The sequence below is a fragment of the Phyllobacterium phragmitis genome (assembly GCF_002980495.1).
Classification (GTDB): domain Bacteria; phylum Pseudomonadota; class Alphaproteobacteria; order Rhizobiales; family Rhizobiaceae; genus Paramesorhizobium; species Paramesorhizobium phragmitis.
Genome location: NZ_PVBR01000013.1, coordinates 120,298 through 144,644 on the forward strand (window position 1 = coordinate 120,298; position 24,347 = coordinate 144,644).

Sequence of the window (24,347 nt, forward strand, 5' to 3'; positions counted from 1 at the left end):
TCACTCCCGCCACGGTCCGGCATATTCGGACAAGATTTCGGATAGTTCGGCGCGCGGGCGTTCCGGCACCTTCAGGCCGCATGATCCGATATGAACGAAACCGGCGACCCGCTCATGCGGGGCAAGCCCCAGCAACGTCCGTCCCTTTTCATCGGAGGAATACCAGTTGGTGATCCAGTTCGTCGCATAGCCGAGCGCATTGGCCGCGATGCAAAGGCTCATCGCCGCAGCCCCCGCCGACAGGAATTGCTCCCATTCAGGGATACGCTCATGCGGAACCGGCGATGAGATGACGCCGATGACGATGGGCGCGCGGGCAAAGCGCTTCAATTCCTGCTCGCGCCGCGCCTCGGGCAGCGGGCCTTCCCGCTCCTCCGCCAGGGCGGCGAGATGTTGGCCGATCTCATCACGCGCGATGCCGCGATAGATGATGAAGCGCCACGGTGTCAGCCGCCCATGATCGGGTACGCGGGTCGCGGCGCGAATCATCGTCTGTATGTCATCATCGCTTGGCCCCGGCTCGCCAATGGCTGAAATGGGGGTCGAGCTGCGCTGCAGCAGAAAGTCGAGAACGGGAGATGTCAAGATTTTGTCCTGTGCAAGAATTTGGCCTGAGAACGGCTGGCGGGAAAGCTGCACCATACTTCGGCGCTGAAAGAACCGGTGTAAAGACATATCAGGAGAAATTCAGCCTTGAAATTGCCATTGGATTCGTCTCAAAACTTGGCATGGGATTTCTTCGCGTGCCGTTTTCCTTGATGCAGCGCCTCGCATGTCGAGCAAGGTTTCTTCCGCTCATCGCGGGAGCGATCGTTCTCGCCAGCATGCCGCAAATCATGGCGCAGGAGAAATTGGCTGCGCCGAACCTCGAACTCCCCGGTCTCAACGAATATGCCAATCCCGACGCGCCCGAAAACAAACCGCTTGCCAGCACGTCGGAGCTCATCCTGGAAGCAAAGCTTAGGGATGGAGATTCGGATATCGAACGCGGCCTCGTGTGGCGTGTGTTCTCGCCGGAACCGGGTGACGATGACAAACTGCCGCTGATTGCCAGCTCGAAGGGCGGCACGACCTCGTTCCACCTGCCCGAGGGCAGCTATCTCGTGCATGTCACCTTTGGCCGCGCCGGCGCCACCAAGCGCATCACCATGCATAAGGGCGCGCGGCACGAGAGCATGATTCTCGATGCCGGCGGGCTGAAGCTCAATGCCGTTTTGCCGAGCGGCGGCAAGATCCCGGAGAAGCTTCTGCGCTTCTCGATCTATGAAAGCGAGGAAGACAACACCAACGACCGTTCGCTGATCATACCCGATGTAAAGCCTAACAGCGTCGTGCGTCTCAACACCGGAACCTATCACGTCGTATCCAATTACGGCTCTGCCAACGCCATTATCCGCGCCGATATTCGCGTCGAGGCCGGCAAGCTGACCGAGGCGACGGTGGAGCATCGTGCCGCGCAGATCACGATGAAGCTGGTGCGCGAACGCGGCGGTGAGGCTATGGCCGATACCTCCTGGTCGATTGTCAACGCATCGGGCGATCCCGTGCGCGAAAGTGTCGGCGCCTATGCCTCGATGGTTCTCGCCGAAGGCGAATATGTCGCCATCGCCAAGAACAAGGACCGCATCTATCAGCGTGATTTCAAGGTGATTTCAGGCCAGAACAAAGAAGTCGAGGTCCTGGCCAATGGCGATTACGAGCCGGTTGAGGGCTAATCGCTCGACTGAGCGTTTTCATTATTTGGATCGCTTCTTCATTATCTGAATGAAAAAGCCGCGGAGTTTCTTCCGCGGCTTTTCTTGTTGTGGATTCAGTGCTGTGCGTCCGGGCAGCGACCTATACGGTAGCCTTCTCCTCCAGCGCCTTTCGCTCCCGGCGAATGTCCGGCGGCGTTGCTTCCTCGGAAAGCCGCGAAATCGCCTCGTCGAGGGTCAGCGATTCCTGGTCGCGTGAGCCGAACCGGCGGATGTTGACGGTGCCCTCCTCCGCCTCGCGCTTGCCGCAGACGAGGATGACCGGCACCTTGGCAAGCGAGTGCTCGCGCACCTTGTAATTGATCTTCTCGTTGCGAAGATCAGCCTCGGCAATCAGCCCCGCCGCCTTCAGACGGCGCGCGACATCCCGCGCGTAGTCGTCGGCATCAGACGTGATCGTCGCCACCACCACCTGCAGCGGCGCGAACCACAGCGGGAAATGGCCGGCATAATTCTCGATGAGGATGCCGAGGAAGCGTTCCATCGAGCCGCAGATGGCGCGATGCACCATCACCGGCTGCTTCTTCTCCGAATCCTTGTCGATATAGAAGGCGCCGAAGCGTTCCGGCAGGTTGAAATCGACCTGCGTCGTGCCGCACTGCCATTGCCGGCCGATGGCATCCTTCAGCACATAGTCGAATTTCGGCCCGTAGAACGCACCGTCGCCGGGATTGATCGCCGTTTTGATACGGTTATCAGACTGCTGGATCTGCTTCAGCACGCCGCCCATGATCTCTTCCGCATGGTCCCACAGCGCATCCGAGCCCACCCGCTTTTCCGGTCGTGTGGAAAAGAACACCGTGATCTCCTCAAAGCCGAAATCGGCATAGGTGGAGAGGATCAGGTCGTTGATCTTCAGGCACTCCTCGGCAAGCTGCTCTTCCGTGCAGAAGATGTGCGCGTCATCCTGCGTGAAGCCGCGCACGCGCATCAGCCCGTGCAAGGCGCCGGAAGGCTCGTAACGGTGAACAGCGCCGAATTCGGCAAGCCGGATCGGCAGGTCGCGGTAGGATTTCAGGCCGTGCTTGAAGATCTGCACATGGCCCGGACAGTTCATCGGCTTCAGCGCGAAGATGCGCTTGTCCTCGGCCTCTTCGTCGGCGCACTCGACCGCGAACATGTTCTCCTTGTACCAGCCCCAGTGGCCCGAGGTCTGCCACAGCGAGGAATCAAGCACCTGCGGCGCGTTGACCTCCTCATAAGTGCCGTCAAGCCTACGGCGCATATAGCTGACGAGGTTCTGGAACATGCGCCAGCCCTTGGAGTGCCAGAAAACGACGCCTGGCCCCTCCTCCTGGAAATGGAACAGGTCCATCTCGCGCCCCAGGCGACGATGATCGCGCTTCTCCGCCTCTTCCAGCATGTGGAGATAGGCGTTGAGATCGTTGTCGTTGGCAAAGGCGGTGCCGTAGATGCGCGACAGCATCGGATTGTTGCTGTCGCCGCGCCAATAGGCGCCCGCCACCTTCATCAGCTTGAAGGAATTGCCGATCTGCCCCGTGGACGCCATATGCGGACCACGGCAGAGGTCGAACCAATCGCCCTGATAATAGACCTTGAGGTCCTGTCCCTCGGGAATGGCATCGACCAGTTCGACCTTGTAGATCTCGCCCTTCTCGGCGAAGGTCTTGCGGGCTTTTTCCCGCGACCAGATTTCCTTGGTGAACGGCTTGTTGCGCGCGATGATCTCGCGCATCTTCTTCTCGATGACCGGCAGGTCTTCCGGCGTGAAGGGCTCGTTCTTGGCGAAATCGTAATAGAAGCCGTTCTCGATGACAGGCCCGATCGTCACCTGCGTCCCCGGCCACAATTCCTGTACGGCTTCCGCCAGCACGTGAGCCGTGTCGTGGCGGATGAGTTCCAGTGCGCGCGGATCCTCGCGGGGGAGGATTTCGATCGTGCCGGAATTCATCAGCGGATCGGAGAGATCGCGCACAGTGCCGTCGAGCGCATAGGCCACGGCTTTCTTCGCCAGCGATTTGGAGATCGATTCCGCCAGTTCGGCGCCGGTCATTGCAGCGTCGTAATCGCGCTTGGAGCCATCGGGGAATTCGAGGGAAACGGTATTTGCCATAGGAATTGTCCTTATCCAGTCCCGCCAACGAATGCGGGTGGTCGTGTCTCGTCGGCCGCTTTCGCGGAAACCGCCTTTTATTACCTCAGTCCGCAGAAATAAAGTGCGCGATTAGCCCGATTTCCGAGAAATCCGCCAGTAGCGCCAGGGCAGATACCATGCCAGGTCCTGATCCAGCGTTTCCGGGACGGGATCCAGCCCATGCGTGCCGCCTGGTCCGCAGCGCATGACGCGGAACAACCCCATCCAGCCGCCGCTCCAAAGCCCGTGCCGGGCAATGGCCTCATAGGCATATTCCGAACATGTCGGCAGATGACGGCAGGAATTGCCGATAAAGCCCGACAGCGTCAGCTGATAAAACCGTACCAGCGCCGTTCCGAAAAGGCGGTCGGGCGTCTTGCGCCAAGGACCGTCGAAATTGCGGCTATAGCGCTTGCGGGGAATAGCGGCGGCGGCGTGTGCCCCGTTGTGCGAATGGGAATGAGCATCATTCCGGCACATGGCTCAGGCCGCCGCCGCGTTTTTCTTCTCGATCTGCTCGATGCAATCGACAACCGCGTCGAAAGTCAGCATGGTGGAGGCATGACGTGCCCTGTAGTCGCGCACCGGTTCGAGAAACTTCAGATCTTCGAAACGCCCCTGCGGCGGCGTGCCGTTCTCCTTCAGCATCCGCAGCATCGTCTCGCGCAGGGCTTTCAGCTCTTCCGCCGTGGTGCCGATCACATGACGCGCCATGACGGAGGACGAAGCCTGCCCGAGCGCACAGGCTTTCACCTCATGGGCGAAATCGGTCACGGCGCCGTCCCGCATCTTGAGATCAACGGTCACTGTTGATCCGCACAGCTTGGAATGTGCCGTGGCGCTGGCGTCCGGCGCATCGAGGCGCCCCAGCCGCTGGATGTTTCCGGCAAATTCCAATATCCGTGCATTGTAGATTTCATCGATCATGGTGCAGACCCTTTACGCAGAGACGCTAAATATTGTCGCTGCGGTGCTCTTTGAATATGCAAATCCATATCTATATAATATGGGTAGTCTGCAAGCGCCAAGGCCCAACCGCCATATATGCCTTGCCGAGAACAGAACTGGAGCCGAAACGGTTCCGTTCGCCATCAATACACCGTCCCGCTCATGAAAGCGCATCGTTGTATTGTCCGTTTAACTCGTCTCCTCCTCGAAGGAGACTACGGGAGATACTGATGGACGCTATTTTAACCCTCCGCGACAATTCCGCGCGCCAGGCCAAGGCCATCGCGCGTCCGACACAGCAGGAAGCCGAAGCCGCGGTCCGCACGCTTCTGCTTTGGGCTGGTGATGATCCGGACCGCGAAGGTTTGCTCGAAACACCGAAACGCGTGGTTAAATCCTATAAGGAACTCTTCTCCGGCTACGGTGAATCCCCTGAAGACGTGCTCGGCACTACCTTCGAGGAAGTTTCGGGATTTAACGATCCGGTTCTGGTGAAGGACATTCCCTTCTACTCGCATTGCGAACACCACATGGTGCCGATCATCGGCAAGGCTCATATCGCCTATCTGCCCGATGGCAAGGTCGTCGGCCTTTCCAAGATCGGTCGCCTCGTGGATATCTTTGGCCGCCGTCTTCAGACGCAGGAGAGCATCACCGCGCAGATCGCGGACGCGATGGACACCATTTTACGGCCGCGCGGCGTGGCCGTGATGATCGAGGCCGATCATATGTGCATGTCGATGCGCGGCATCCGCAAGCAGGGATCGACCACGATCACCACCACCTTCAAGGGGACATTCCAGGAGGATGTCAACGAGCAGGTGCGCTTCATGACCATGGTGCGGCACACCTGATCACGCATTGCGGCTTGGGCAGGCGGACGGTAATCCCCTGCCCGCCCATCTTCATCGCTCATATTCGTTTGAGAGCCAGTTTAAGAGCCGGCGCGGCGGCCATAGGTGTATCGATGACTTCCATATTCCCCAAACCAGACGCCGATAAGGCGGCAAACGAGGAGGGTGCGACCTTCGCCCCGCGTTTCGATGCATCAGGCCTTGTCACCGCCGTCGTCACCGACGCGGGCGACGGAACGCTGCTCATGGTCGCATATATGAATGAGGAAGCGCTGCGCCTGACGCTTGAAACCAGGATAGCGCATTACTGGTCGCGTTCGCGCGATGCGCTGTGGAAGAAAGGGGAAACCTCTGGAAATATCCAGTCCGTGACGGAGATCCGCACCGATTGCGATCAGGATGCACTATGGCTCAAAGTCAAGGTCGCCGGCCACGGCCCGACCTGCCACACCGGGCGGCACTCCTGCTTCTACCGCACGATTTCGTTGGAAAACGGCAAGGCTGTGCTGACCAAGGACTAAAACATGTCGTCCGAAAGTGGGCACCGGTTTCGGGCGACATGCACAAAAACAATGAGATAGCGCACATTTACCCTCACGCCGATCCCGCCTCTGCTCATCAAAATACCGTGTGAGAATACGCAGCAGTCATTTTTCTGCGATATTTATCCCTTGGATACCATATCTTTATACATTCATCATGGTTCGATGAGGAGTAATTGGTGTGCTCGAATGGGTTTCGCGGAAAAATCGGTTGGCTTCGGGAAATGGTGGCGCGGGAAATCGCGCGGAAAACGGCGAGGCGAAGGATGCGTCCTCCCCGCCCGATGAACCGGTCGAGATGCTGAGCGAGCACAAGACTCCCATCTCCCTGGCTCTCGGCGGTGGCGCAGCGCGCGGCTGGACCCATATCGGCGTGCTGAGGGCCCTGGACGAAGCGGGCATAGAGATATCGATGATCGCCGGCACATCCATCGGCGCACTGGTCGGCGGCTGCTATCTCGCGGGAAAGCTGGACGAACTCGAGGAATTCGCGCGCGGGCTGACCCGGCGTCGCATGTTCAATCTCCTCGATATTACCTTGCGCGGCAGCGGCCTTTTCGGCGGCATGAAGCTCGATGGACGCCTGCGTGAGCATCTGGAGGACGTGACCTTCGCGGATCTTCGCAAACCCTTTACAGCCGTCTGCACCGAATTGCGCACCGGTCACGAGATCTGGCTTTCCAGCGGTTCGCTGGTGACGGCGATGCGGGCATCCTATGCCCTGCCTGGCGTGTTCGAGCCTGTACGCTACGGCAACCGTCTTCTGGTCGACGGCGCATTGGTCAATCCGGTTCCGGTTTCCGTATGCCGGGCGAACGAGCAGCCGCTCGTCCTTGCCGTCAATCTGCACTATGATCAATTCGGTCGTGCCGCGGTGGTCAAGCATATCAGCCCGCAGCAGGAGCAGATGCTGAGCGCGGAGCTCTTGAGCCGCCGCAACGATAGCCGGATGGAACGCGAGACACGCCTCGGCATCACGGGCGTGATGATGGAAGCTTTCAACATCATCCAGGACCGCATTTCGCGCGCCCGCATGGCCGGCGATCCGCCTGATATTTCGCTTCTCCCGACGGTCGGGCATATTGGCCTGACGGAATTCCATCGGGCAGATGAAGCCATCAGCATCGGTTATGAAGAGACGATGAAACACCTCAACGATATCCGGCGGCTTCAGAAAGTCTTCGTTTAGAGCCTATTGAGGGAGGCTTGAACGACGCCTTCCTCAACTTTGAGAAAAAGACGCTCCAAACCTGACATTGGACTTGTTTCCCCCATACTGATTTGCTACATGCCGCGAGCCGATGAGTTCGGCTCTACCACGTGCGGTCGTGGCGGAATTGGTAGACGCGCAGCGTTGAGGTCGCTGTGGGGCAACCCGTGGAAGTTCGAGTCTTCTCGACCGCACCATTGGCTCCAAATTGAGAGCCGATAACCATTTGAAGGCATTGGAAGAATTGCAAGCCCCTTTGGGGTTCTTCCTGTTTCGCTCTCTCTGTGACACATATTGAGATACACCGCAGGTGCTTCGATGGGCAGGGATGCAACGCAGCATACGGGTCTCGACCCCGACCGCTATCTTATGCAGCGTGGCTTTAAGCATCCGGAAGGATAATGCCATCGCGAGCATCGAAGTCGGACCTATATCCCTTCATCGTGTGCGACTCGTCGACGAAGGCGTAGCGGCCGCTGGCGAGATTGGCGGCGCCGACGAGCTTGCCACGTGCTTCGTCGCCGATTTCCAGCCCGTGAAGATGCGGCCCCTGGCTTGAGCCATCTCGCGGCCGGCGCGCCTCACCTCCCGCCGTTCGAGTGTGCGGCGCATGCCGCGCGAAAAACGGATGGACCGGCTTTCCGCGTCCTGCGTGGCAACGCCCATCTACACAAGTATACCTGCTTAAAATCCGACCTTATTCTGATACTTCCCCACACAACCGCAGGATCATGACGTCATATTGATTTTTTACAGTGTTAAATTCATTTATCTTGCTTGACAACAATTTTTATCTCCAAAGACTATCACTTGCAAAACCCGGAAGATCTCCACTTGTTTCTTCCAAACTCATTCTGCCGTAGCCATCGATTAATGCCGTAGTGGCCTCCCATCGTGATGGCGCGATCAGCCGCCAGGGATCCGCACAAGCAGGCGCGATTGTCCGATGCCCCCAAACACTCGGTGCTTTGTCTGAATGCTGCAGCCACTGCAGCAAAGGCGGCCAGTATTATCAAACGCTTTTTCACGGTTGTTGCTCCTTCTTCCAGCGTTTAGATTTTTTCGGGATCTGATCCGGGGTCTCTGGCAGATCGCCTTCAACCGTGCTGCGGTTTCGTCGAGGTCACGTCCGCATCGGCTTCCGGCTGCTGCGGGGTGGTCTTTACCCATCGCATCACGAAGACGAAGAACACCGGCACGAAGAAGATGGCGAGCACCGTCGCCGAAATCATGCCGCCCATCACGCCGGTTCCGATGGCGCGCTGGCTTGCCGACCCGGCACCGCTCGCGATGACCAGCGGCACGACACCGAGCGTGAAGGCCAGCGAGGTCATCAGGATCGGCCGGAAACGAAGATGCGCCGCCTCCACGGCAGCCTCTGTGAGCGATTTTCCCGATGCGCGCAAATCCTTGGCGAATTCGATGATCAGAATGGCGTTTTTAGCCGACAGGCCGATGATGGTGATGAGGCCCACCTTGAAATAGACGTCGTTCGGCATGTCGCGCAGCATCACCGCCGCAAGTGATCCGACCACGCCAAGCGGTATCACCAGCATGACGGCCAGCGGAATGGCCCAGCTCTCGTAGAGTGCTGCAAGGCACAGGAAGACCAGCAGGCAGGAGAGACCGAGCAGCATGGGAACCTGCGCGCCGGACTGGATTTCCTGAAGCGTCTGGCCGGTCCATTCATATCCGAATCCTTCCGGCAGCAGGTCCGCGATGCGCTCGACCTCGGCGATCGCATCGCCGGAAGAATGGCCGGGAGCCGCCTGTCCGCTGATCCGGATGGCCGGGAAGCCGTTGTAGCCGACGAGCTGAATCGGCCCCTTCGACCATTCGTAGCTGGCGAACTCGGAAAGCGGCACCATCTCGCCATTGCTGTTGCGAACGCTCATGCTCAGCACATCGAAAATGTCGCCGCGCTTGCCCGGTTCGGCCTGAACGGTCACTCTTTGCATCCGTCCGGCATTCGGAAAATCGTTCACATAGGCGGAACCGAGATTGGTGCTGATCGTCTGGTTGATCTGGGCGAAGGTGACGCCGAAGGCATTGGCCTTCTCACGATCGAGCGTCAGCACCACCTGCGGCGCGGCGGCAAGTCCTTCCTCGCGCACGCCCGCCAGAATAGAGCTCTTGCGCGCTTCGGCCAGAAACTGATCGCGCGCCGCCGAAAGCGCCTCTGTTCCCTTGTTGCCACGATCCTGAAGACGGAACGCAAAACCGGTGCTGGTGCCGAGCCCCTGGATCGCCGGCGGCGACGTGGCGAAAGCGACGGCATCCTTGATATTCTGGAATTGCGCGTTCAGTTTTTGGGCGATCAGCGATGCGCCTTGCTCGGCAGTGCGCTCGCTCCAGTCCTTGAGCGTCATGAACACCAGCGCCGCATTCTCCCCCGCGCCGGAAAAGCTGAAGCCATTGATGGCGACAACGCGTGTGACCGCCGGATTGTCCAGCACGGTCTTTTCCATTTTTTCGATGGATTCGAGCGTTCGCGCGGATGTCGCATCCGCAGGCGCCTGCACCTGGGCAAGCAATGTGCCCTGATCCTCGACAGGCAGGAAGTCCGTAGGCAGCCGCAGGAACAGGTAGCCGGTCACGCCTGCGATCACGAGATAGACGAGCATAACGCGTGCGCTTTTATGCAGCAGCCGGCCAACCCAGTTGCTATAGCTGTGCGACGAGGCATCGAACGTCCGGTTGAACCATCCGAAGAACCCCTTCCTGGAATGGGCATGCCCCTTCGGAATCGGTTTCAGGAATGTGGCGCAAAGCGCCGGCGTCAGCGATAGAGCCAGAAAGGCAGAGAAGAGGATGGATGCGACCATCGTCAGCGAGAACTGTTGATAGATCACACCGACAGCGCCGGGAAAGAACGCCATCGGCACGAAGACCGAGGTCAGCACCAACGTGATGCCCACGACCGCGCCGGTGATCTGCTTCATCGCCTTTTTGGTGGCCTCCTTGGGCGAAAGCCCCTCCTCCATCATGATACGCTCGACATTCTCGACGACGACGATGGCATCATCCACGAGAATGCCGATGGCGAGCACCATGCCGAACATGGTGAGCACGTTGATGGAGAAGCCCAGCACGAACATGATACCGCACGCGCCAAGCAGCGCGATCGGCACGACGAGGGTCGGAATGAGCGTGTAGCGGATGTTCTGCAGAAACAGGAACATGACGGCGAAGACGAGAACGATCGCCTCGATCAGGGTGTGCAGAACCTTGTCGATGGAAATTTCGACGAATGGCGTGGTGTCGTAAGGGATCGACCACTCGATATCCTGGGGAAACGAGGTTTGCAGTTCCTGCATCCGCTCACGGATAGCCGTCGCCACGCCCAGGGCGTTTCCGCCCGGCGCAAGCTCGATGGAAGCGCCAGCGGCGGGCATGCCGTTGATCCGCGTCGAGGTGCCATAGGATTCCGCGCCGATTTCGATGCGGGCGACGTCGCGCAGGCGTACCGTGGAGCCGTCGGGCGCGGCGCGAAGCACGATGCCGCCGAACGCATCGGGAGAGGTGAGCTGTCCCCTGACGATGAGCGAGCCCGTCGTTCTGCGCTCGGGCCCCACGGGTGCGGCGCCGAGACGGCCCGCGGACACCTGCGCGTTCTGGGATCGGATCGCATCCGTGACATCGGCGGGCGCAAGGCCGAACCCGAGAAGCTTGTCCGGATCGACCCAGATGCGCATGGCGCGCTCGCTGCCGAAGAGCTGGGCATTGCCCACACCGGGGATGCGGCGCAACTCACCGGCCACGTTCCGGCTCATGTAATCGCCGAGCGAAAGGCCGTCGGTCTGACCGGTCTTCGAGGTCAGCGCGACCAGAAGAATCGTCCCGCTGCTGGCGGCATCGACGCTGATCCCCTGCTGCACGATGGAGCTCGGAAGTCTTCCCTCCACGCGCCGCACGCGGTTCTGCACCTCGACCGTGGCCGCTTCCGGATCCGTCCCGGATTCGAAGGTCGCCGTGATGCCGATGGACCCTGCGGCATTGGAGGTCGACTCGAAATAGAGCATGCCGGGTACGCCGCTGAGCTCTTCCTCGATCAGCCGTGTGACGCCTTCATAGGTATCCTCCGGCGAGGCGCCGGGATAGACCGCCGAGATCTTCACCTGCGGCGGTGCCACCTTGGGATATTGCGAGATGGGAAGGACCGTGAGCGAAATCGCGCCTGCCAGCATGATGACAATGGCAATGACCCAGGCGAATACCGGGCGATCGATGAAAAAGGCTGCCACTGTCTTAACCCCTGTTTGAATCGTTGGCGTCGGCGAGGGCGGGATTTGTCCAGGGCGTGGTCTTCACCGGCGCATCCGGAGCGATGCGCTGGAAACCTTCCACCACCACCCTGTCGCCCGGCTTGATGCCTTTCATCACGACCCAGCGGCCATCGACGCTCCAGCCGAGCGAAACCGTTCGAAGCTGCGCCTTGCCGTCGGCTCCGATGACATAGAGCTGGGCATTGCCGGCCGTATCGCGCTGGACAGCCTGTTCGGGCACGGCAAGTGCCCGTCGAGCGCGGCCTGCTCGAGGCGGCCCCGCACATACATGCCCGGCAGCAGGTTCATCTCGGGATTGGGGAACTCGCCGCGCAAGATGATCTGGCCGGTCGCCGAATTGACCGACGCCTCGGAAAACAGAAGCTTGCCATCGTGCGGATATGGCTCGCCGCCTGTGGAAAGGAGCTTCAAACGGGCGCTTCCCGGCGCGTCCGCCTGCAACTTGCCCTCGGCAAGCGCATTCTTGAGGGCGATGACACTATCCGCCGGCTGGGTGAAATCCACATAGACCGGATCGATCTGCTGGAGGGAGGCCATGACATCCGAGGTGGGGCTGACCAGGGCGCCCTCCGTGACGAGCGCACGACCGATCTTGCCGGAGATCGGCGCGCGGATTTCCGTGTACTGCAATTCGAGCTCGGCCGTCGTCAGGTCCGCCCGCGCGCGATCGACATCGGCATTGCTCTGCGCAAGCGTTGCAACGGCGGTGTCGGTGCTGTCCTTGCTGGCAACGCCTTTGCGAAGAAGCTCCGCTTGCCGGTCGGCACGCTGCTTGGCAAGCGCCTGAGCGGCAATCGCGGAATCGAGCGCTGCTTTCGCTGCCTCGGCCTTGGCCTGGAACGGCGCTGGATCGATGATGTAAAGAACGTCGCCTTCCCTAACCGTCGAGCCCTGCTCGAACACGCGCTTGAGAACCATGCCTGTTACGCGCGGACGAACATCCGCCGTCATCATCGGGGCCACACGGCCCGGCAGTTCGGTGACGACAGGAAGCGTCTCCGCCTTCACCTCGACGACTGCGACTTCGGCTTGAGGCGCCGCACCGGCCTTTGACGTGTCTGTTTCGCCTGAACAACTGGCCAGAGGCAGCCAGACACAGATAAGAGCGAGCGAACGGACCGCCTGTTGCAAGCCTGTCATTCCAATTCCTTTAATTTCCCACATTGAGTGGGGGGACCCTATCGGCCTCAACGTTAAGTGCCGTTAAGTCAGTGTAAAGTTATGTAAAATTGCCTGGATCGCGCCGATGGAAAAAAGCTGTCGCAACGCAATTCCTGCGTGCGCAGCAAGTCCGTTCTCTCCATGAGACACTCCGGGAGTCTTTGTCCTGATTGAGCGGTATTATCGAAAGTGCCGCAAATTCGAACTTTTGTTCGCATCGTATGGTAATGCGCGGGGTAAGCACGACGCGTTCTAGCAACCCCAGCGTTAAGTGCCGTTAAGCCGGTGTAAAGTTTTGTAAAACTAGTCGGTCGCTCGCCTCGGTTCGTGGCATGAGGGTCTGAAATAGCGAATGAAATGCCGATGACGAAAGTTCTGTTGATTGACGATGACGAGGAACTGACCTCGCTTCTGATCGAATATTTGAGCGAGGAAGGCTTTCTCGGCCACGCGGCGAACGATCCGCGCCGTGGCATCGAGGAAGCTCTGTCCGGGCGCCACGATATTGTCATCCTTGATGTCATGATGCCGCGCATCAATGGAATTGATGTGCTCCAGAGGATTCGTGCCTCCAGCGACCTTCCGGTCCTGATGCTGTCCGCTCGCGGAGAAAATGTCGACCGGATTACCGGGCTCAATCTCGGCGCGGATGACTATGTCGCCAAGCCTTGCTCCCCCGACGAAATCGTAGCGCGGCTGCGGGCGATCCTGCGCCGGTTGCGGAAATCCGATCACAATGCCGCATCCAGCGTGGTTCGGGCCGGCGCGCTGGAGGTCTATCCCGGTTCCAGAACCGCCGCATGCGACGGCCAGCCGCTCGACCTCACCGGAACCGAATTCAATCTGCTGGAAGTTCTGGTTCGTGAGGCAGGACAGCTCGTTGCAAAGAATGATTTGTCCAAACGCGCCTTCGGCAGCACGCTTGCCCCGTTCGACCGGCGGATCGACGTCCATATCAGCAGCATCCGCCAGAAGCTCGGCCTGCGCCACGATGGACAACCCTGGATCAGGACGGTTCGCGGACAGGGATACCAGCTGGTTCAGGACCCCTCATGAGCCGCCTGTTTCGAAGATTGTTCTTCACGATTTGGCTGTGCATAGCCGGAACAATCGGCCTCGTTCTCATCCTGGCAAGGCTCTCCGGAGCCTTGCTTCCCGCCGAGGAGAAGTACCCAACCACAGCGGCTCTTGCGCTTGATCTGGTCGCCACTCTCGTCGCGACGGACCATATTGACACCGCCCACGCGGTTGCGACCACGCTGGCCAACATATCATCATCGCGGCCAGAGATAGCAGAAGTTGCTTCGGGGAGCGCTTCCGCGTGCCAGGCGGGCGCAGCAGATGGCAACCGCGATACCCGATTCGTTGAAGCGGGAGGCCGATGCTTCAAGGTTTCAGTACGGCAGCAACATCGTCCGTATATTGTCTTCAAATACATCTTCTTCCCCTTTATCACCTGTCTCTTCGCGAGCTTGCTGGCATCATTCTGGCTGGCAAAGTTCCTGACCCGCCCGATCGTCACGCTGAAAAACGGCTTTCACAAACTGGCAGGCGGGGATTTCACGACGAGGATCGGGAGCAGGTTCACGGCCCAACGGGACGAGGTCTCTGACCTCGCGCATGACTTCGACCTTACCGCTGAAAAGCTTGAAACCCTGCACGCCACCCGCCAGAGGCTTTATCACGACATCTCGCACGAGCTGCGATCTCCGCTTTCGCGCCTTCAGGTCGAATTGGGAATGCTTCGGCAGAAGCCCGGAAAGATCGACACGATGCTCGACCGGATGGATAACGAGATCGAGCGACTCAACATCCTGGTCGAGCAGATCCTGACCTTGGCGCGGCTCAGTTCCGGATCACACATCACGGTCGAACGGCAGCGGATCGACGTAATTGAGTTGCTCGACGCTATCGTCGAGGACGCCTCCTTGGAGGGACTGAGGCGAAATGTCGATGTCCGGCTGGACGGGGAGAAGACGTTTATCGCCGAAGTCGACGGGGAGCTGCTTTATCGCGCGTTCGAGAACGTGATCCGCAATGCCTTGAAGTACACGGCAGAGGGCACGACGGTTCGCGTCCACGCCTCTCTCGAACGGGCACAACTTTTGAAGGTAGCCGTCAAAGACTGCGGCCCCGGTGTTCCCCCTGGCCATCTTGCCGAAATCTTCGACCCTTTCGTGCGCTTGAGCGAACCTCCGCTCATCGACGGCCACGGCCTGGGCCTTGCCATAGCCAGACATTCTCTGGAGTTGCACGGCGGGCGGATTTGGGCGGAAGTTCCTGGTGAAGGCGGCCTCACGATAAACATGGAAATCCCGGCCTCGTGCTCTCTATAGCCAAGGACGACCACCGCCGTAACGACAGGGATGAGGTTCATGAAGATCGCCGTGCGCCCGGCACCCAGATGCTTCACCGCCGACATCAAGACGAAGGGCGCGATGATGGAGCCGGGAATGGCGGTGTAAAGGACCATCATCGCGTTGGCCGGCGTGAAACTCGCCGCGCCTTCCATGAGATAGCCTGGCAGCTCTTCCTGTGCCGCCAGGCGTCTTTGGCGACGAAGGGCGTCACAAGGACGGTCGTTCTTCATATATTGATCAGGTTTGCTCTTTCGCCTGTTGGATATCCCGCCGGGGAGGAGCACCGAACAACCGGCCATATTCTCGCGTGAACTGCGAAATGCTTTGATATCCAACCGCATGCGCGGCCTGCGAAATTCCGGCGCCCTCCGCCAGCATCATCCTGCGCGCCTCGATGAGGCGTAACTGCTTCTGGAACTGCACGGGAGACAAGGTTGTGATTTCCCGAAAGTGCAGATGAAACACGGGGGCGCTCATGCCCGCCACTGCTGCAAGTTGCTCAACCCGAATAGTCTGCATGTAATCCCGGCGGAGAATGGCAACGGCACGGCCGATACGTTCAGCATGGCTGTCGACGACGCCGATCCGGCGGATCGCATCTCCGTGCCGGCCCGTCAGAAGCCAGTAATGCAACTCGCGCAGCAATCCACCACCAAGAGCCGTCAGCACCTCGGGCTGGTCGAGTAGCCGGACGAGGCGAAGGGCGGCATCGGCAACATGTTCATCAACCGGCTCGATGCGAACAGGATGCGCCGGTCTCTTCGTCGGAGACACCCCGGCCATAAGATCGCGTAGAATGGCGGGGTCGAGTTCCAACACCAAGGCATAATAGGGCGTAGCAGGGCTTGCCTGCGTGATCTGGCTGACAGTCGGCACATCGGAGGAGATCACAAGAGCCTCGCCCGGCCCGTATTCATGGCTTTCCGCCCCGGAAGAGACCCGCTTGCGCCCCTGCAGCAGCATGGCGATCAGCGGTTTGTTGACCGCGACCTGCAGCTCCCCGGCATGTAAGGCGCGGATGATAGCCAGCCCCGGGACAGGCGTGATCGCTGCCCCGCTTGGCTCAGCGTGCGCGTCGGCGTAACGGCGGCAAAGGGTCAGGAGTGATGCAGTCATGCGATGGTTTCCGGCAAAGATTGGACGTCATTTTTAGCATCAATGCCGGTCTTGCAAAACACACCAATGGGAATAGGCAAAAAACCGCAAGGATCGGGCAACTTCGGGAAGTGGCCGTGTCCTATCTGATGCTCATGCAAAACAGAAAGGGTTACACATGACCAAAATCTCCCTCGTAACCGGTGCCAACCGTGGTCTTGGCCGCAACACTGCATTGTCCATCGCCCGCCGTGGCGGCGATGTCATTGTCGCTTATCGTGGCAACGAGGCGCAGGCTGACGGAGTTGTCGCCGAAATCCGCGCTCTGGGGCGCAAGGCCGTGGCGCTCCAGCTCGACATGGCGCAATCGGCAAGCTTCCCGGTATTCGTTGAGACTCTGAAAGCTGCGCTGAACGAGACCTGGGGCCGCGACAGCTTTGATCATCTGATCAACAATGCCGGCCATGGCGAATTCGCGATGATCAGCGAAACAACCGAGGCGCAATTCGATGGCCTCTTCGACGTACATGTGAAGGGCGTCTTCTTCCTTGTGCAGGCGCTGCTCCCACTTCTGGCCGATGGCGGTCGTATCGTGAATTTCTCGTCCGGGCTCACCCGCGTCTCCTATCCGGGCTTCGCAGCCTACTCTGCGGCCAAGGCAGCGGTCGAGATGCTGACGGTCTATATGGCTCGCGAGTTCGGGGCGCGTGGCATCACGGTCAACACCGTTGCGCCGGGGGCAATCGAGACCGATTTCGGCGGCGGCCTGGTGCGCGACAACGCCGATGTGAACGCCCAGTTCGCCCAGATGACCGCTCTCGGTCGCGTGGGTCTTCCTGACGATGTCGGTCTGATGATCGCCAGCCTTCTGGATGAGGGAAATCGCTGGGTGACTGCGCAGCGCATCGAAGTCTCAGGCGGACAAACCATTTGATCTGCGGATGATATCTGGCGGATAGCGTATGGAAGTAGCCGACTTGTTCGATGACGTCGTTGCCGGCACAGAAAAGGCGCCCGAAGACGATGCGCTGCTGGATGCCTATCCTATCGTAAGGTCCAGTACCGAACGTTTTGCTTATGCGATTGACGCCAATGCGGATGCCGACTAGTTTCCAGGCCGGAACTGGTTCCGCCGCGAGGCGGATGAAAAGGGAACACGGTGAGGCCGACCTTCGGCCGAAACCGCGACTGCCCCCGCAACTGTAACCGTTGAGCCTTCTTCCACTGGCCACTGACGCATCTGCGCGATCGGGAAGGCGGAAGACCGGCAGCGACACGGAAGTCAGGAGACCTGCCCGTTCCGGTCACCCATGCTTGAACACGGGGTGTGTTCAGGCGCGGTCGTCCGTGGCGGTGACACGACAACGTGTTGCTGCGCGCGGGAACGGCCGATAAGTGAAAAATCCCTCTTATCGCCTGATCCGGAACGCGGCTTGTGATGGCTATGGGCGAACGGTTTGCCCGCAATGTTCCGGGGGATGGACGTGAAGACGATAATAAAATTAGCCGGCGCACTGACGCTGGCGCTGACAAGCCAAGCCGGTGCGCAGGAAACGGGGACGGATGATCAAGGCGCGATAATGCTCGATCTCATCCTCATCACCACGCCCCTGCGCCGGGAATCGTCGCTGGAACGCTCCACGTCGTCGGTGACCGTGGTGAGCGAAGAAGATATCAAGCAGTCGGCCGCGCCCGACCTGGCGTCTTTGCTCAAGAACTATCCCGGCGTCACCGTCACCTCGAACGGCGGCATGGGCGCCGATTCCAGCGTCTCGCTGCGCGGCACGACTGCGGCGCAAACGCTGGTGCTTGTTAACGGCGTGCGCGCCGGCTCGGCGACGGCAGGGACGGTCAATCTATCCGCTATCCCGATCGCTTCGATCGAGCGCATCGAAATCGCCAAAGGCGGCCATTCCGCGCAATATGGCGCCGACGCCATCGGCGGCATCATCAACATCATTACCAAGCAGGGCGGCATCTGCGCCGATGGACGCAATAGCTGCGGCACAGTCACGGTGGGCGTCCTGCATCCTTGGGGCGGATATCTCTCAGGCAATGTGCAGGGCCAAAGCGCGAGCGGCGTGAACTATTCCTTTGGCGCCCAGGTGCTAGGGACGGAAGGCTACGACTTCACCTTGCCGACGACCTATGGACATGAGTCCGATAAGGACGGGTTCCGGCAGGGTTCGGCCAATTTCTCGCTGTCCAAGGATCTCGACTGGGGACGCGTATACGCTGACGGACTTTATGCGCGCGGCCGCAACCAGTATGATCGCCAACCCAACAACGAGGCCGACACGAACAATTTTTCAGGCCGCCTCGGCGCGCGCCTCGATCATTCCGACACCTGGTCGTCCACCGTCGAAGTGATGAGCGCGCTCGATCATGCCTCCAATTTCGGGCCAGGCAGCAAGGGCGACGATTTCGACACGCAGCGCTACGGCGTCCTTGCCTCGACGCAAAAGACGTTCGAAGTCAACGAAACGAAGAACACGATCCTCGGCGGCGTCGAGGCGTATCGCGAATCTATCGACGGCAGTTCGGTCTCGAATGTCGATTATGGAAAATCGAAGCGCGACATGACGGCCATCTTCGGCCAGTACTCGCTGGAATATGAGGCGCTCACCATCGATAGCGGCCTACGCTACGATCACGACGAACAGTTCGGCGGCGCCACCACCTACAATATCGGCGCAAGCTACGAACTGATGGACGGGCTGGTCGCGCGCGCATCCTACGCCACCGGGTTCCGGGCGCCGACCTTCAACGACCTTTATTATCCAGACCCCTTTACGCCGGGCAACCCTGACCTGAAGCCGGAAAAGTCACGCTCCTATGAAGTGGGGCTGACCTGGCAGGCGACGGCGCAAACCAGCCTGGACATGGCGCTTTACCAGACCCGGGTGAGCAATCAGATCAACTGGGCGCCGAGCGCGCCCGGCAGCTTCATATGGAGCCCTGCCAACATCGACCAGGTGCAGATAACCGGCTTCGAGGCGACCCTGGCGCACACGTTCAACGACGAATGGAGCGGTCGGCTGGGCATCGATATCCGCGAACCGCTGAATAAGAGCCCTGGTGTGCATGGCAAATATGTTCCCTATGGCGACCGCTTCAACGCCACCGCCGGGCTGACCTACAAGCCGACAGCGAAGCTCGCCCTTTCGGCCGCCGTCATCTACGGCAAGGCGCGCTATGCGGACGCCGCCAATACAACCAAACTGCCGGACTATGTCACGGCGGATTTTACCGCGCTCTACGCACTCGACGAGCAGTCGCAGTTCAAATTTTCGGTGGCGAATGCCTTCGACGAGCAGTACCAGACCAAGGAAGGCTATCGGGCTCCGGGGCGGACCGTCGATTTGAGCTTTACCCGGTCGTTCTAGACATGGAGCCCGCGCCGTCATGAGTGCTGCCCTGTCGCAGTGTCGCCTTCTCGGTACTGTCTTTGCGGCGGTCATGCTTGCCATGGCCCCCGCCGGCGCCGCCGACTCGCCACCGCAGCGGGTGGTGTCGATCAATCTGTGCACAGACCAGATGGCGATGCTGATGGCGACGCCCGGCCAGCTCCGATCCGTGTCCTTTCTCGCCACCGAGAAAGGCACGTCCATGATGGCGGACGAAGCCGCCCATTACCGGCTCAACCACGGCCAGGCGGAAGAAATCCTGCTCATGCAGCCCGACCTTGTGCTGGCCGGCGCCTATACGGCCAAAGCGACGGTGAGCCTTCTCAAGGAACTCGGTTTCCGGGTCGAGCAGTTCAAGCCGGCGACGACCTTCGACGACGTGCGGATAAGCCTGATCCGCATGGGTAGCCTGCTTCACCGGGAGCAACGCGCCGCCGAATTGGTCGCTGAACTGGACCAGGGCCTGTCCGACCTTACCGCGCACAAAATGCCGGCCAGGAACGCAGCCTTCTACTATGCCAACAGCTATACGTCCGGCTCCGGCACGCTGGCCGACGCGATCGTCAAGGCAGCGGGGCTCACCAATGTCGGCGAGACACTCGGTTTCAAGGGCATGACGAGGCTGCCGCTGGAACTTCTCGTGGCGGCCCACCCTGACATCATCATCGAGGGCGACAGCCAGTACAGCGCGCCGGCGCTAGCCAAGGAGAACTTTGTCCATCCCGCCTTCAAGGCGCTTTCGAGCCGCATCGTGCCAATTCCCGATAAATACACGATCTGCGGAGCGCCGTTTACGCTGGAAGCGTCGCGCATGTTGCAGCGCGCCGTCCTCGGGCAGGACGGAGAAGGACGATGATCGGTGGCCTGCGCTTCCGGCTGGTGCTTGCCCTGCTTGGCGTGCTCACCCTTGCCCTGTTCTTTCTGTCGCTGATGGTCGGGCCAGCGGCGGTGGCCTTCGGCGACAGCATGCGGGCGCTGTTTTCCGCTAAGGGCGGCGCCGTGGCCCTGATCATGCAGGAAATCCGCCTGCCGCGCGCGATCCTCGGCCTGATGGTTGGTGCGACGCTCGGCCTGTCGGGCGCGGCGCTGCAGGGCTGGCTGCGCAATCCGCTGGCCGAACCAGCACTGCTCGGCGTCAGCGCATCGGCCTCGCTGGGCGCGGTGATTGCGATCTACACCGGCTTTTCGGCGCTGTTTCCGCTCGGGCTGCCGCTGGTTGCCTTGGCAGGCGCCGTCGCCGCCGTGCTGGTGGTGCAGGCGATGGCCGGGCTGCGCGGCGGCGCGCTCACCGTCATCCTTGCCGGCATCGCCGTGTCGAGCCTCGCCAGCGCGATGACCGCGCTGGCGCTCAACCTGTCGCCCAACCCGTTCGCGGCACTGGAAATCATGTTCTGGATGCTGGGCTCGCTGACCGACCGCTCGATGACGCATGTGTGGCTGGCCGCGCCCTTCATGCTGGTGGGCTGGGCGATGCTGGCCAGCCTTGGCCGTTCTCTCGATGCGCTGACGCTGGGCGGCGATGCCGCAGCCAGCATGGGCGTCGATATGCGCCGGGTGCAGTTCCTGGCCGTGTTCGGCACCGCGGCTAGCGTTGGGGCCGCGACAGCGGTAGCCGGCGTCATCGGCTTTGTCGGACTGGTGGTGCCGCATATGCTGCGGCCGCTGGTCGGCTCGCGACCGTCGCGGCTGCTGCCGGCCAGTGCGCTCGGCGGCGCCTGCGTGCTTCTGGCGGCCGATACGCTGGTGCGCGTCATCGCGCCGGAGCGCGACCTCAAGCTTGGCGTGCTGACTGCGATCGTCGGCGCGCCGTTCTTTCTTTGGCTGGTCTACAAGACGCGGAGACAGATGCTGTGAGCCTGCTTTCGGTAAAGAATCTGCATGCCTCGCTGGGCGGCAAGCCCGTGCTCAAGGGGCTATCCTTCAACATCGCCGCAGGTGAATTCGTCGGCTTGATCGGGCCGAACGGCGCCGGCAAATCGACGCTGCTGCGGACCGTCCTCGGGTTCGTTCCGCATCAGGGAAGCGTGGCTATCGACGGGCGCGATGCATCGACGATGGGCGCAAAAGAGCGAGCGCGCCATATCGCCTATCTGCCGCAGGAGCGCGACATCGCCTGGCCGGTATCGGTCGAGACGGTGGTGGCGTTGGGCCGGCTCACGTATCGACCGGCCTTTGCCGCGCCTGACCATGCAGACAGGCAGATCGTCGAGCGCGCCATGCGGCGCATGGAAATCCACGGCTTTCGCGATCGTCCTGCAACGGAGCTTTCCGGCGGCGAGAAAGCAAGGGTGCTGATCGCCCGCGCGCTGGCGCAGGACGCGCCGCTGCTTCTGGCCGACGAGCCGGCCGCCGGGCTCGATCCGTCGCATCAGATAACCCTGATGAAAACCTTTTCCGCTCTGGCTGGCGAGGGACACGCCGTCGTCGCCTCGATGCACGATCTCGGCCTTGCCGCGCGTTGGTGCTCGCGGCTGATCCTGATCGACAGGGGTGTCATCGTCGCCGACGGGCCGCCGCGCGCCGTGCTGACGGCAGATCGACTGCGATCGGTCTACGAGATCGAAACCTATCTCGGCGAAGCCGCCGGGCGACCGATCGTGCAGCCGCTCGACCTTGTCCTAGCTGTTTGATCCCAGCGTTTGATGGTGGGATCTTTTCCGCCGAATGAAAGGAGGCACTATGGGCCAAATACGTCACGGCAGCGCCACGACCACGCACGCAGTTCGAACTGCAATACAGCGATCGCAAGCTTCGGCCGCAGAGCTGAGCCAGAGATATGTGCATCCTTGAAGCAAGTAGGCACGGCCAGGTTCATCGTGTCAGAACATGGTATTCTCGTTCGCCGCTTCTGCGGGCACGTTCTGGATCACGTCCCAATGCTCGACAATTCTGCCGTCTTCGACGCGGAAGATGTCGACAACGGCCTGACCAAGGTCGTCCTCGCTATTCCTTGAATGAACATGCAGCCAAACGAGATCACCATCCGTGGAACTGCGCACGACGCGTGCCCTGGAGCCGGGGTTTTCAGCGAAAAAGCCGGTGAAGTAGGAAACAAACGGCTCCTTTCCATCCCGAACTTCGGGGTTGTGCTGGATGTAGTCGTCGGCAATGGCTTCGGCGGCTTGTTCCGTTTCATGCTGGTTGAAGAACCGATCGTAGAACTCGACGACGAGGGTGCGGTTTGCTTCCTCTTTGGCCACGTCGCGCGTGGCATTTTGAGCCAGGGCGGCGCCGGGAAGCATGGCCGCAAACATCGAGCCTGCGACAATCATGGTTTTAAGAAGAGACATGGTATTCGCTTTCATTTTCTGGATGGCTCAGTAGCCGACGGTGAAGCGAGCGCGCACATGCTGGGGTTTTTCGATCTCGTCCGCTAACGCGATGGCATAGTCCTCGAAGGAAATGCTGGAACCACCTTCGTTGGTGAGCAGCGTATCCTTGCCAAGGCGGAACTTGCCCGTGCGCGCTCCTGATATGAACTCGGCCGATGGCGACAGGAACGTCCATTCGAGATCGTCGACCGTCTTCAGCATAGCGAGGAATTCGGCGCCCTTGCTGGCTTCCGGCTTGTAAGCATCGGGGAAATCCGGCTGGTCGATAACGAGCCTGCCCGGCGCGACCTCAAGGCTGCCGGCTCCACCGACCACGACATAGCGCTTCACGCCCGACGCCCGCACGGCGCTGATAAGAGTGTTCGCGTCACTGGCCGTGAAATGAACGGAACTGACCACGGCATCATGCCCGCGAAGGATTGCGGCCAATCCTTGCTTGTCGAAGACGTCGCCCTTCACGGCGGTGACGCCGGGAAGCTTCGCAATATTTTCCGGATTGCGGGCAATGCCGGTTACCTGATGGCCGCGACCTGACAACTCCTTGAGGATGCGGGACCCTGCGTTGCCAGATGCGCCGATGAGAGCAAGTTTTGACATTTGTTTCTCCTTGGTATGGAAATAAGACATGGTCTACGGTTCATACTTAAGCAGCAAGCGGTCATGGTCGCAAGAAGTCACCGCGCAGTGACCATGTCGCAAACGAATGGCTTGCGCGATCACGCCACGGAGAAAGAGATGAAGGAACAGGAGTTCGTGTTTGAACAGCCGTGCCCGATCAGGGACGTGCTCGATCGCATTGGTGACCAGTGGAGCCTGCTGGTTCTGGAAGCGCTGGAAAGCGGCACTTTACGGTTCAACGAACTGATGCGTGCCATCGGAGATATTTCCAAGCAGATGCTGTCCAAGACATTGAAAAGGCTGGAACAGGACGGGTTCGTCAAACGCACGCTTCATCCCGAGGTCCCGCCGCGCGTGGAGTACGAGCTTACGACGCTCGGACGATCGTTTCTGCAGCCGATGCGCACACTGGTTAGCTGGGCGGACAGCAACCACCGGGCGATAGTGGAGTCGCGAGACCGCTATGGCAACGCGCAATAGCGCATAGACCTCCACCCGGGGATACTTACGCAAGCTCGGCGCAATAGCGAAAGCCTCGCGCACGAGTTGACGATTCCGGCCGAGTCGCCGGTTCGTAGTTTCTCCAGAGGTGGTAGCGGAATCATCTACAGCGTTACAATATAACATTTTCTATTGACTGATGTAATAACATAACGTACCCCGCCGTCAACAGTGAAAGCCGGGC

The 24,347-nt window shown here is 60.3% G+C and carries 22 protein-coding genes, 1 tRNA gene, 3 pseudogenes and 1 riboswitch; of the genes and pseudogenes, 15 read left to right on the forward strand and 11 right to left on the reverse strand.

The features are described 5' to 3' along the window. On the reverse strand, window positions 1–585 hold the full coding sequence (locus C5748_RS17630; protein WP_105743282.1) for a nitroreductase family protein: 585 nt from the start codon (window positions 583–585) through the stop codon (window positions 1–3). A gap of 239 nt (window positions 586–824) precedes the next feature. On the opposite strand from C5748_RS17630, the gene C5748_RS17635 reads away from it, so the two are divergent. After that, entirely contained in the window at window positions 825–1,715 is an 891-nt protein-coding gene (locus C5748_RS17635) for a hypothetical protein (RefSeq protein WP_245581852.1), read from the forward strand. Window positions 1,716–1,836: 121 nt separating this feature from the next. On the opposite strand, the gene thrS is transcribed toward C5748_RS17635, so the two are convergent. The 3 genes from thrS to C5748_RS17650 all read right to left on the reverse strand — a co-directional run bounded on the left by thrS (window position 1,837) and on the right by C5748_RS17650 (window position 4,776). Further along, window positions 1,837–3,828 carry a threonine--tRNA ligase gene (gene thrS, locus C5748_RS17640; protein ID WP_105743243.1) on the reverse strand — a complete coding sequence of 664 codons (1,992 nt, stop codon included), beginning with the start codon at window positions 3,826–3,828 and terminating at the stop codon, window positions 1,837–1,839. Window positions 3,829–3,939: 111 nt separating this feature from the next. Beyond that, window positions 3,940–4,329, reverse strand: a complete 390-nt coding sequence (yidD, locus tag C5748_RS17645) for a membrane protein insertion efficiency factor YidD (protein ID WP_105743244.1) — start codon at window positions 4,327–4,329, stop codon at window positions 3,940–3,942. A gap of 3 nt (window positions 4,330–4,332) precedes the next feature. Further along, complete coding sequence (locus C5748_RS17650) at window positions 4,333–4,776, reverse strand: iron-sulfur cluster assembly scaffold protein (protein WP_105743245.1); 444 nt, start codon at window positions 4,774–4,776, stop codon at window positions 4,333–4,335. Between the two features lie 251 nt (window positions 4,777–5,027). Between C5748_RS17650 and folE the strand changes: the two genes are divergently transcribed. From folE to C5748_RS17670, 4 genes are all read left to right on the forward strand, one after another. Continuing rightward, window positions 5,028–5,651, forward strand: coding sequence for a GTP cyclohydrolase I FolE (folE, locus tag C5748_RS17655; RefSeq protein ID WP_105743246.1), 624 nt, complete (start codon window positions 5,028–5,030; stop codon window positions 5,649–5,651). Window positions 5,652–5,764: 113 nt separating this feature from the next. After that, window positions 5,765–6,172: a phosphoribosyl-AMP cyclohydrolase gene (hisI, locus tag C5748_RS17660; RefSeq protein WP_105743247.1), complete on the forward strand. Its 408-nt coding sequence runs from the start codon at window positions 5,765–5,767 to the stop codon at window positions 6,170–6,172. A 319-nt stretch (window positions 6,173–6,491) separates the two neighbouring features. Next, window positions 6,492–7,382 carry a patatin family protein gene (locus C5748_RS17665; RefSeq protein ID WP_105743284.1) on the forward strand — a complete coding sequence of 297 codons (891 nt, stop codon included), beginning with the start codon at window positions 6,492–6,494 and terminating at the stop codon, window positions 7,380–7,382. Window positions 7,383–7,515: 133 nt separating this feature from the next. Then, window positions 7,516–7,600, forward strand: a tRNA-Leu gene (locus C5748_RS17670). A 900-nt stretch (window positions 7,601–8,500) separates the two neighbouring features. Here C5748_RS17670 and C5748_RS17680 read toward each other — a convergent pair. The 4 genes and pseudogenes from C5748_RS17680 to C5748_RS17685 form a co-directional block, all read right to left on the reverse strand. Further along, window positions 8,501–11,647, reverse strand: a complete 3,147-nt coding sequence (locus tag C5748_RS17680; RefSeq protein WP_105743249.1) for an efflux RND transporter permease subunit — start codon at window positions 11,645–11,647, stop codon at window positions 8,501–8,503. Between the two features lie 4 nt (window positions 11,648–11,651). Continuing rightward, complete coding sequence (locus tag C5748_RS29240; RefSeq protein ID WP_280953490.1) at window positions 11,652–11,783, reverse strand: hypothetical protein; 132 nt, start codon at window positions 11,781–11,783, stop codon at window positions 11,652–11,654. A 9-nt stretch (window positions 11,784–11,792) separates the two neighbouring features. Next, window positions 11,793–11,909: pseudogene (locus C5748_RS29635) on the reverse strand (efflux RND transporter periplasmic adaptor subunit); the annotation flags it as partial. Window positions 11,910–11,989: 80 nt separating this feature from the next. Beyond that, window positions 11,990–12,853: pseudogene (locus tag C5748_RS17685) on the reverse strand (efflux RND transporter periplasmic adaptor subunit); the annotation flags it as partial. A gap of 360 nt (window positions 12,854–13,213) precedes the next feature. On the opposite strand from C5748_RS17685, the gene C5748_RS17690 reads away from it, so the two are divergent. Both C5748_RS17690 and C5748_RS17695 read left to right on the forward strand, forming a co-directional pair. Further along, on the forward strand, window positions 13,214–13,906 hold the full coding sequence (locus C5748_RS17690) for a response regulator (protein ID WP_105743285.1): 693 nt from the start codon (window positions 13,214–13,216) through the stop codon (window positions 13,904–13,906). Beyond that, entirely contained in the window at window positions 13,903–15,186 is a 1,284-nt protein-coding gene (locus C5748_RS17695; protein ID WP_105743251.1) for a HAMP domain-containing sensor histidine kinase, read from the forward strand. Before C5748_RS17690 ends, C5748_RS17695 begins: the two co-directional genes overlap by 4 nt. Window positions 15,187–15,447: 261 nt before the next feature. Here C5748_RS17695 and C5748_RS17700 read toward each other — a convergent pair whose 3' ends face one another. Continuing rightward, window positions 15,448–16,326 carry an AraC family transcriptional regulator gene (locus C5748_RS17700; protein ID WP_105743252.1) on the reverse strand — a complete coding sequence of 293 codons (879 nt, stop codon included), beginning with the start codon at window positions 16,324–16,326 and terminating at the stop codon, window positions 15,448–15,450. Window positions 16,327–16,483: 157 nt separating this feature from the next. On the opposite strand from C5748_RS17700, the gene C5748_RS17705 reads away from it, so the two are divergent. The 7 genes and pseudogenes from C5748_RS17705 to C5748_RS28960 form a co-directional block, all read left to right on the forward strand. Further along, window positions 16,484–17,239: an SDR family NAD(P)-dependent oxidoreductase gene (locus tag C5748_RS17705; RefSeq protein WP_105743253.1), complete on the forward strand. Its 756-nt coding sequence runs from the start codon at window positions 16,484–16,486 to the stop codon at window positions 17,237–17,239. A gap of 28 nt (window positions 17,240–17,267) precedes the next feature. After that, complete coding sequence (locus C5748_RS28245; protein ID WP_158259884.1) at window positions 17,268–17,414, forward strand: hypothetical protein; 147 nt, start codon at window positions 17,268–17,270, stop codon at window positions 17,412–17,414. Continuing rightward, window positions 17,413–17,618, forward strand: a riboswitch (cobalamin riboswitch). It overlaps the preceding gene by 2 nt. Before the next feature lie 165 nt (window positions 17,619–17,783). Continuing rightward, complete coding sequence (locus C5748_RS17710) at window positions 17,784–19,691, forward strand: TonB-dependent receptor plug domain-containing protein (protein WP_105743254.1); 1,908 nt, start codon at window positions 17,784–17,786, stop codon at window positions 19,689–19,691. Window positions 19,692–19,710: 19 nt separating this feature from the next. Further along, window positions 19,711–20,568, forward strand: coding sequence for an ABC transporter substrate-binding protein (locus C5748_RS17715; RefSeq protein ID WP_245581846.1), 858 nt, complete (start codon window positions 19,711–19,713; stop codon window positions 20,566–20,568). After that, window positions 20,565–21,566: a FecCD family ABC transporter permease gene (locus C5748_RS17720; RefSeq protein ID WP_105743255.1), complete on the forward strand. Its 1,002-nt coding sequence runs from the start codon at window positions 20,565–20,567 to the stop codon at window positions 21,564–21,566. The genes C5748_RS17715 and C5748_RS17720 overlap by 4 nt, the downstream gene beginning before the upstream one ends. Then, entirely contained in the window at window positions 21,563–22,342 is a 780-nt protein-coding gene (locus C5748_RS17725) for an ABC transporter ATP-binding protein (protein ID WP_105743256.1), read from the forward strand. The genes C5748_RS17720 and C5748_RS17725 overlap by 4 nt, the downstream gene beginning before the upstream one ends. Window positions 22,343–22,391: 49 nt before the next feature. Beyond that, window positions 22,392–22,490, forward strand: a pseudogene (locus C5748_RS28960) (IS481 family transposase); the annotation flags it as partial. A 41-nt stretch (window positions 22,491–22,531) separates the two neighbouring features. Here the strand turns inward: C5748_RS28960 and C5748_RS17735 are convergent. Both C5748_RS17735 and C5748_RS17740 read right to left on the reverse strand, forming a co-directional pair. Next, window positions 22,532–22,984 (reverse strand): nuclear transport factor 2 family protein, encoded by a 453-nt coding sequence (locus C5748_RS17735; protein ID WP_342588371.1) that lies wholly within the window; start codon window positions 22,982–22,984, stop codon window positions 22,532–22,534. A gap of 45 nt (window positions 22,985–23,029) precedes the next feature. Beyond that, complete coding sequence (locus C5748_RS17740) at window positions 23,030–23,641, reverse strand: NAD(P)-dependent oxidoreductase (protein WP_105743258.1); 612 nt, start codon at window positions 23,639–23,641, stop codon at window positions 23,030–23,032. 138 nt (window positions 23,642–23,779) lie between these two features. On the opposite strand from C5748_RS17740, the gene C5748_RS17745 reads away from it, so the two are divergent. Further along, window positions 23,780–24,142 carry a winged helix-turn-helix transcriptional regulator gene (locus C5748_RS17745; protein ID WP_199194826.1) on the forward strand — a complete coding sequence of 121 codons (363 nt, stop codon included), beginning with the start codon at window positions 23,780–23,782 and terminating at the stop codon, window positions 24,140–24,142. Window positions 24,143–24,347: the final 205 nt, after the last annotated feature.

Bases quoted from the DNA above. Each gene is read 5' to 3' on its own strand.
- C5748_RS17650 (WP_105743245.1), bottom strand. From the start codon at position 4,776: ATGATCGATGAAATCTACAATGCACGGATATTGGAATTTGCCGGAAAC.
- C5748_RS17710 (WP_105743254.1), top strand. From the start codon at position 17,784: ATGGACGTGAAGACGATAATAAAATTAGCCGGCGCACTGACGCTGGCG.
- C5748_RS17700 (WP_105743252.1), bottom strand. From the start codon at position 16,326: ATGACTGCATCACTCCTGACCCTTTGCCGCCGTTACGCCGACGCGCAC.
- folE (WP_105743246.1), top strand. From the start codon at position 5,028: ATGGACGCTATTTTAACCCTCCGCGACAATTCCGCGCGCCAGGCCAAG.
- C5748_RS17715 (WP_245581846.1), top strand. From the start codon at position 19,711: ATGAGTGCTGCCCTGTCGCAGTGTCGCCTTCTCGGTACTGTCTTTGCG.
- C5748_RS17695 (WP_105743251.1), top strand. From the start codon at position 13,903: ATGAGCCGCCTGTTTCGAAGATTGTTCTTCACGATTTGGCTGTGCATA.
- C5748_RS29240 (WP_280953490.1), bottom strand. From the start codon at position 11,783: ATGAAAGGCATCAAGCCGGGCGACAGGGTGGTGGTGGAAGGTTTCCAG.
- C5748_RS17635 (WP_245581852.1), top strand. From the start codon at position 825: ATGCCGCAAATCATGGCGCAGGAGAAATTGGCTGCGCCGAACCTCGAA.
- C5748_RS17690 (WP_105743285.1), top strand. From the start codon at position 13,214: ATGACGAAAGTTCTGTTGATTGACGATGACGAGGAACTGACCTCGCTT.
- C5748_RS17735 (WP_342588371.1), bottom strand. From the start codon at position 22,984: ATGATTGTCGCAGGCTCGATGTTTGCGGCCATGCTTCCCGGCGCCGCC.
- C5748_RS17705 (WP_105743253.1), top strand. From the start codon at position 16,484: ATGACCAAAATCTCCCTCGTAACCGGTGCCAACCGTGGTCTTGGCCGC.
- C5748_RS17745 (WP_199194826.1), top strand. From the start codon at position 23,780: ATGAAGGAACAGGAGTTCGTGTTTGAACAGCCGTGCCCGATCAGGGAC.
- hisI (WP_105743247.1), top strand. From the start codon at position 5,765: ATGACTTCCATATTCCCCAAACCAGACGCCGATAAGGCGGCAAACGAG.
- yidD (WP_105743244.1), bottom strand. From the start codon at position 4,329: ATGTGCCGGAATGATGCTCATTCCCATTCGCACAACGGGGCACACGCC.
- thrS (WP_105743243.1), bottom strand. From the start codon at position 3,828: ATGGCAAATACCGTTTCCCTCGAATTCCCCGATGGCTCCAAGCGCGAT.
- C5748_RS17740 (WP_105743258.1), bottom strand. From the start codon at position 23,641: ATGTCAAAACTTGCTCTCATCGGCGCATCTGGCAACGCAGGGTCCCGC.
- C5748_RS28245 (WP_158259884.1), top strand. From the start codon at position 17,268: ATGGAAGTAGCCGACTTGTTCGATGACGTCGTTGCCGGCACAGAAAAG.
- C5748_RS17720 (WP_105743255.1), top strand. From the start codon at position 20,565: ATGATCGGTGGCCTGCGCTTCCGGCTGGTGCTTGCCCTGCTTGGCGTG.
- C5748_RS17665 (WP_105743284.1), top strand. From the start codon at position 6,492: ATGCTGAGCGAGCACAAGACTCCCATCTCCCTGGCTCTCGGCGGTGGC.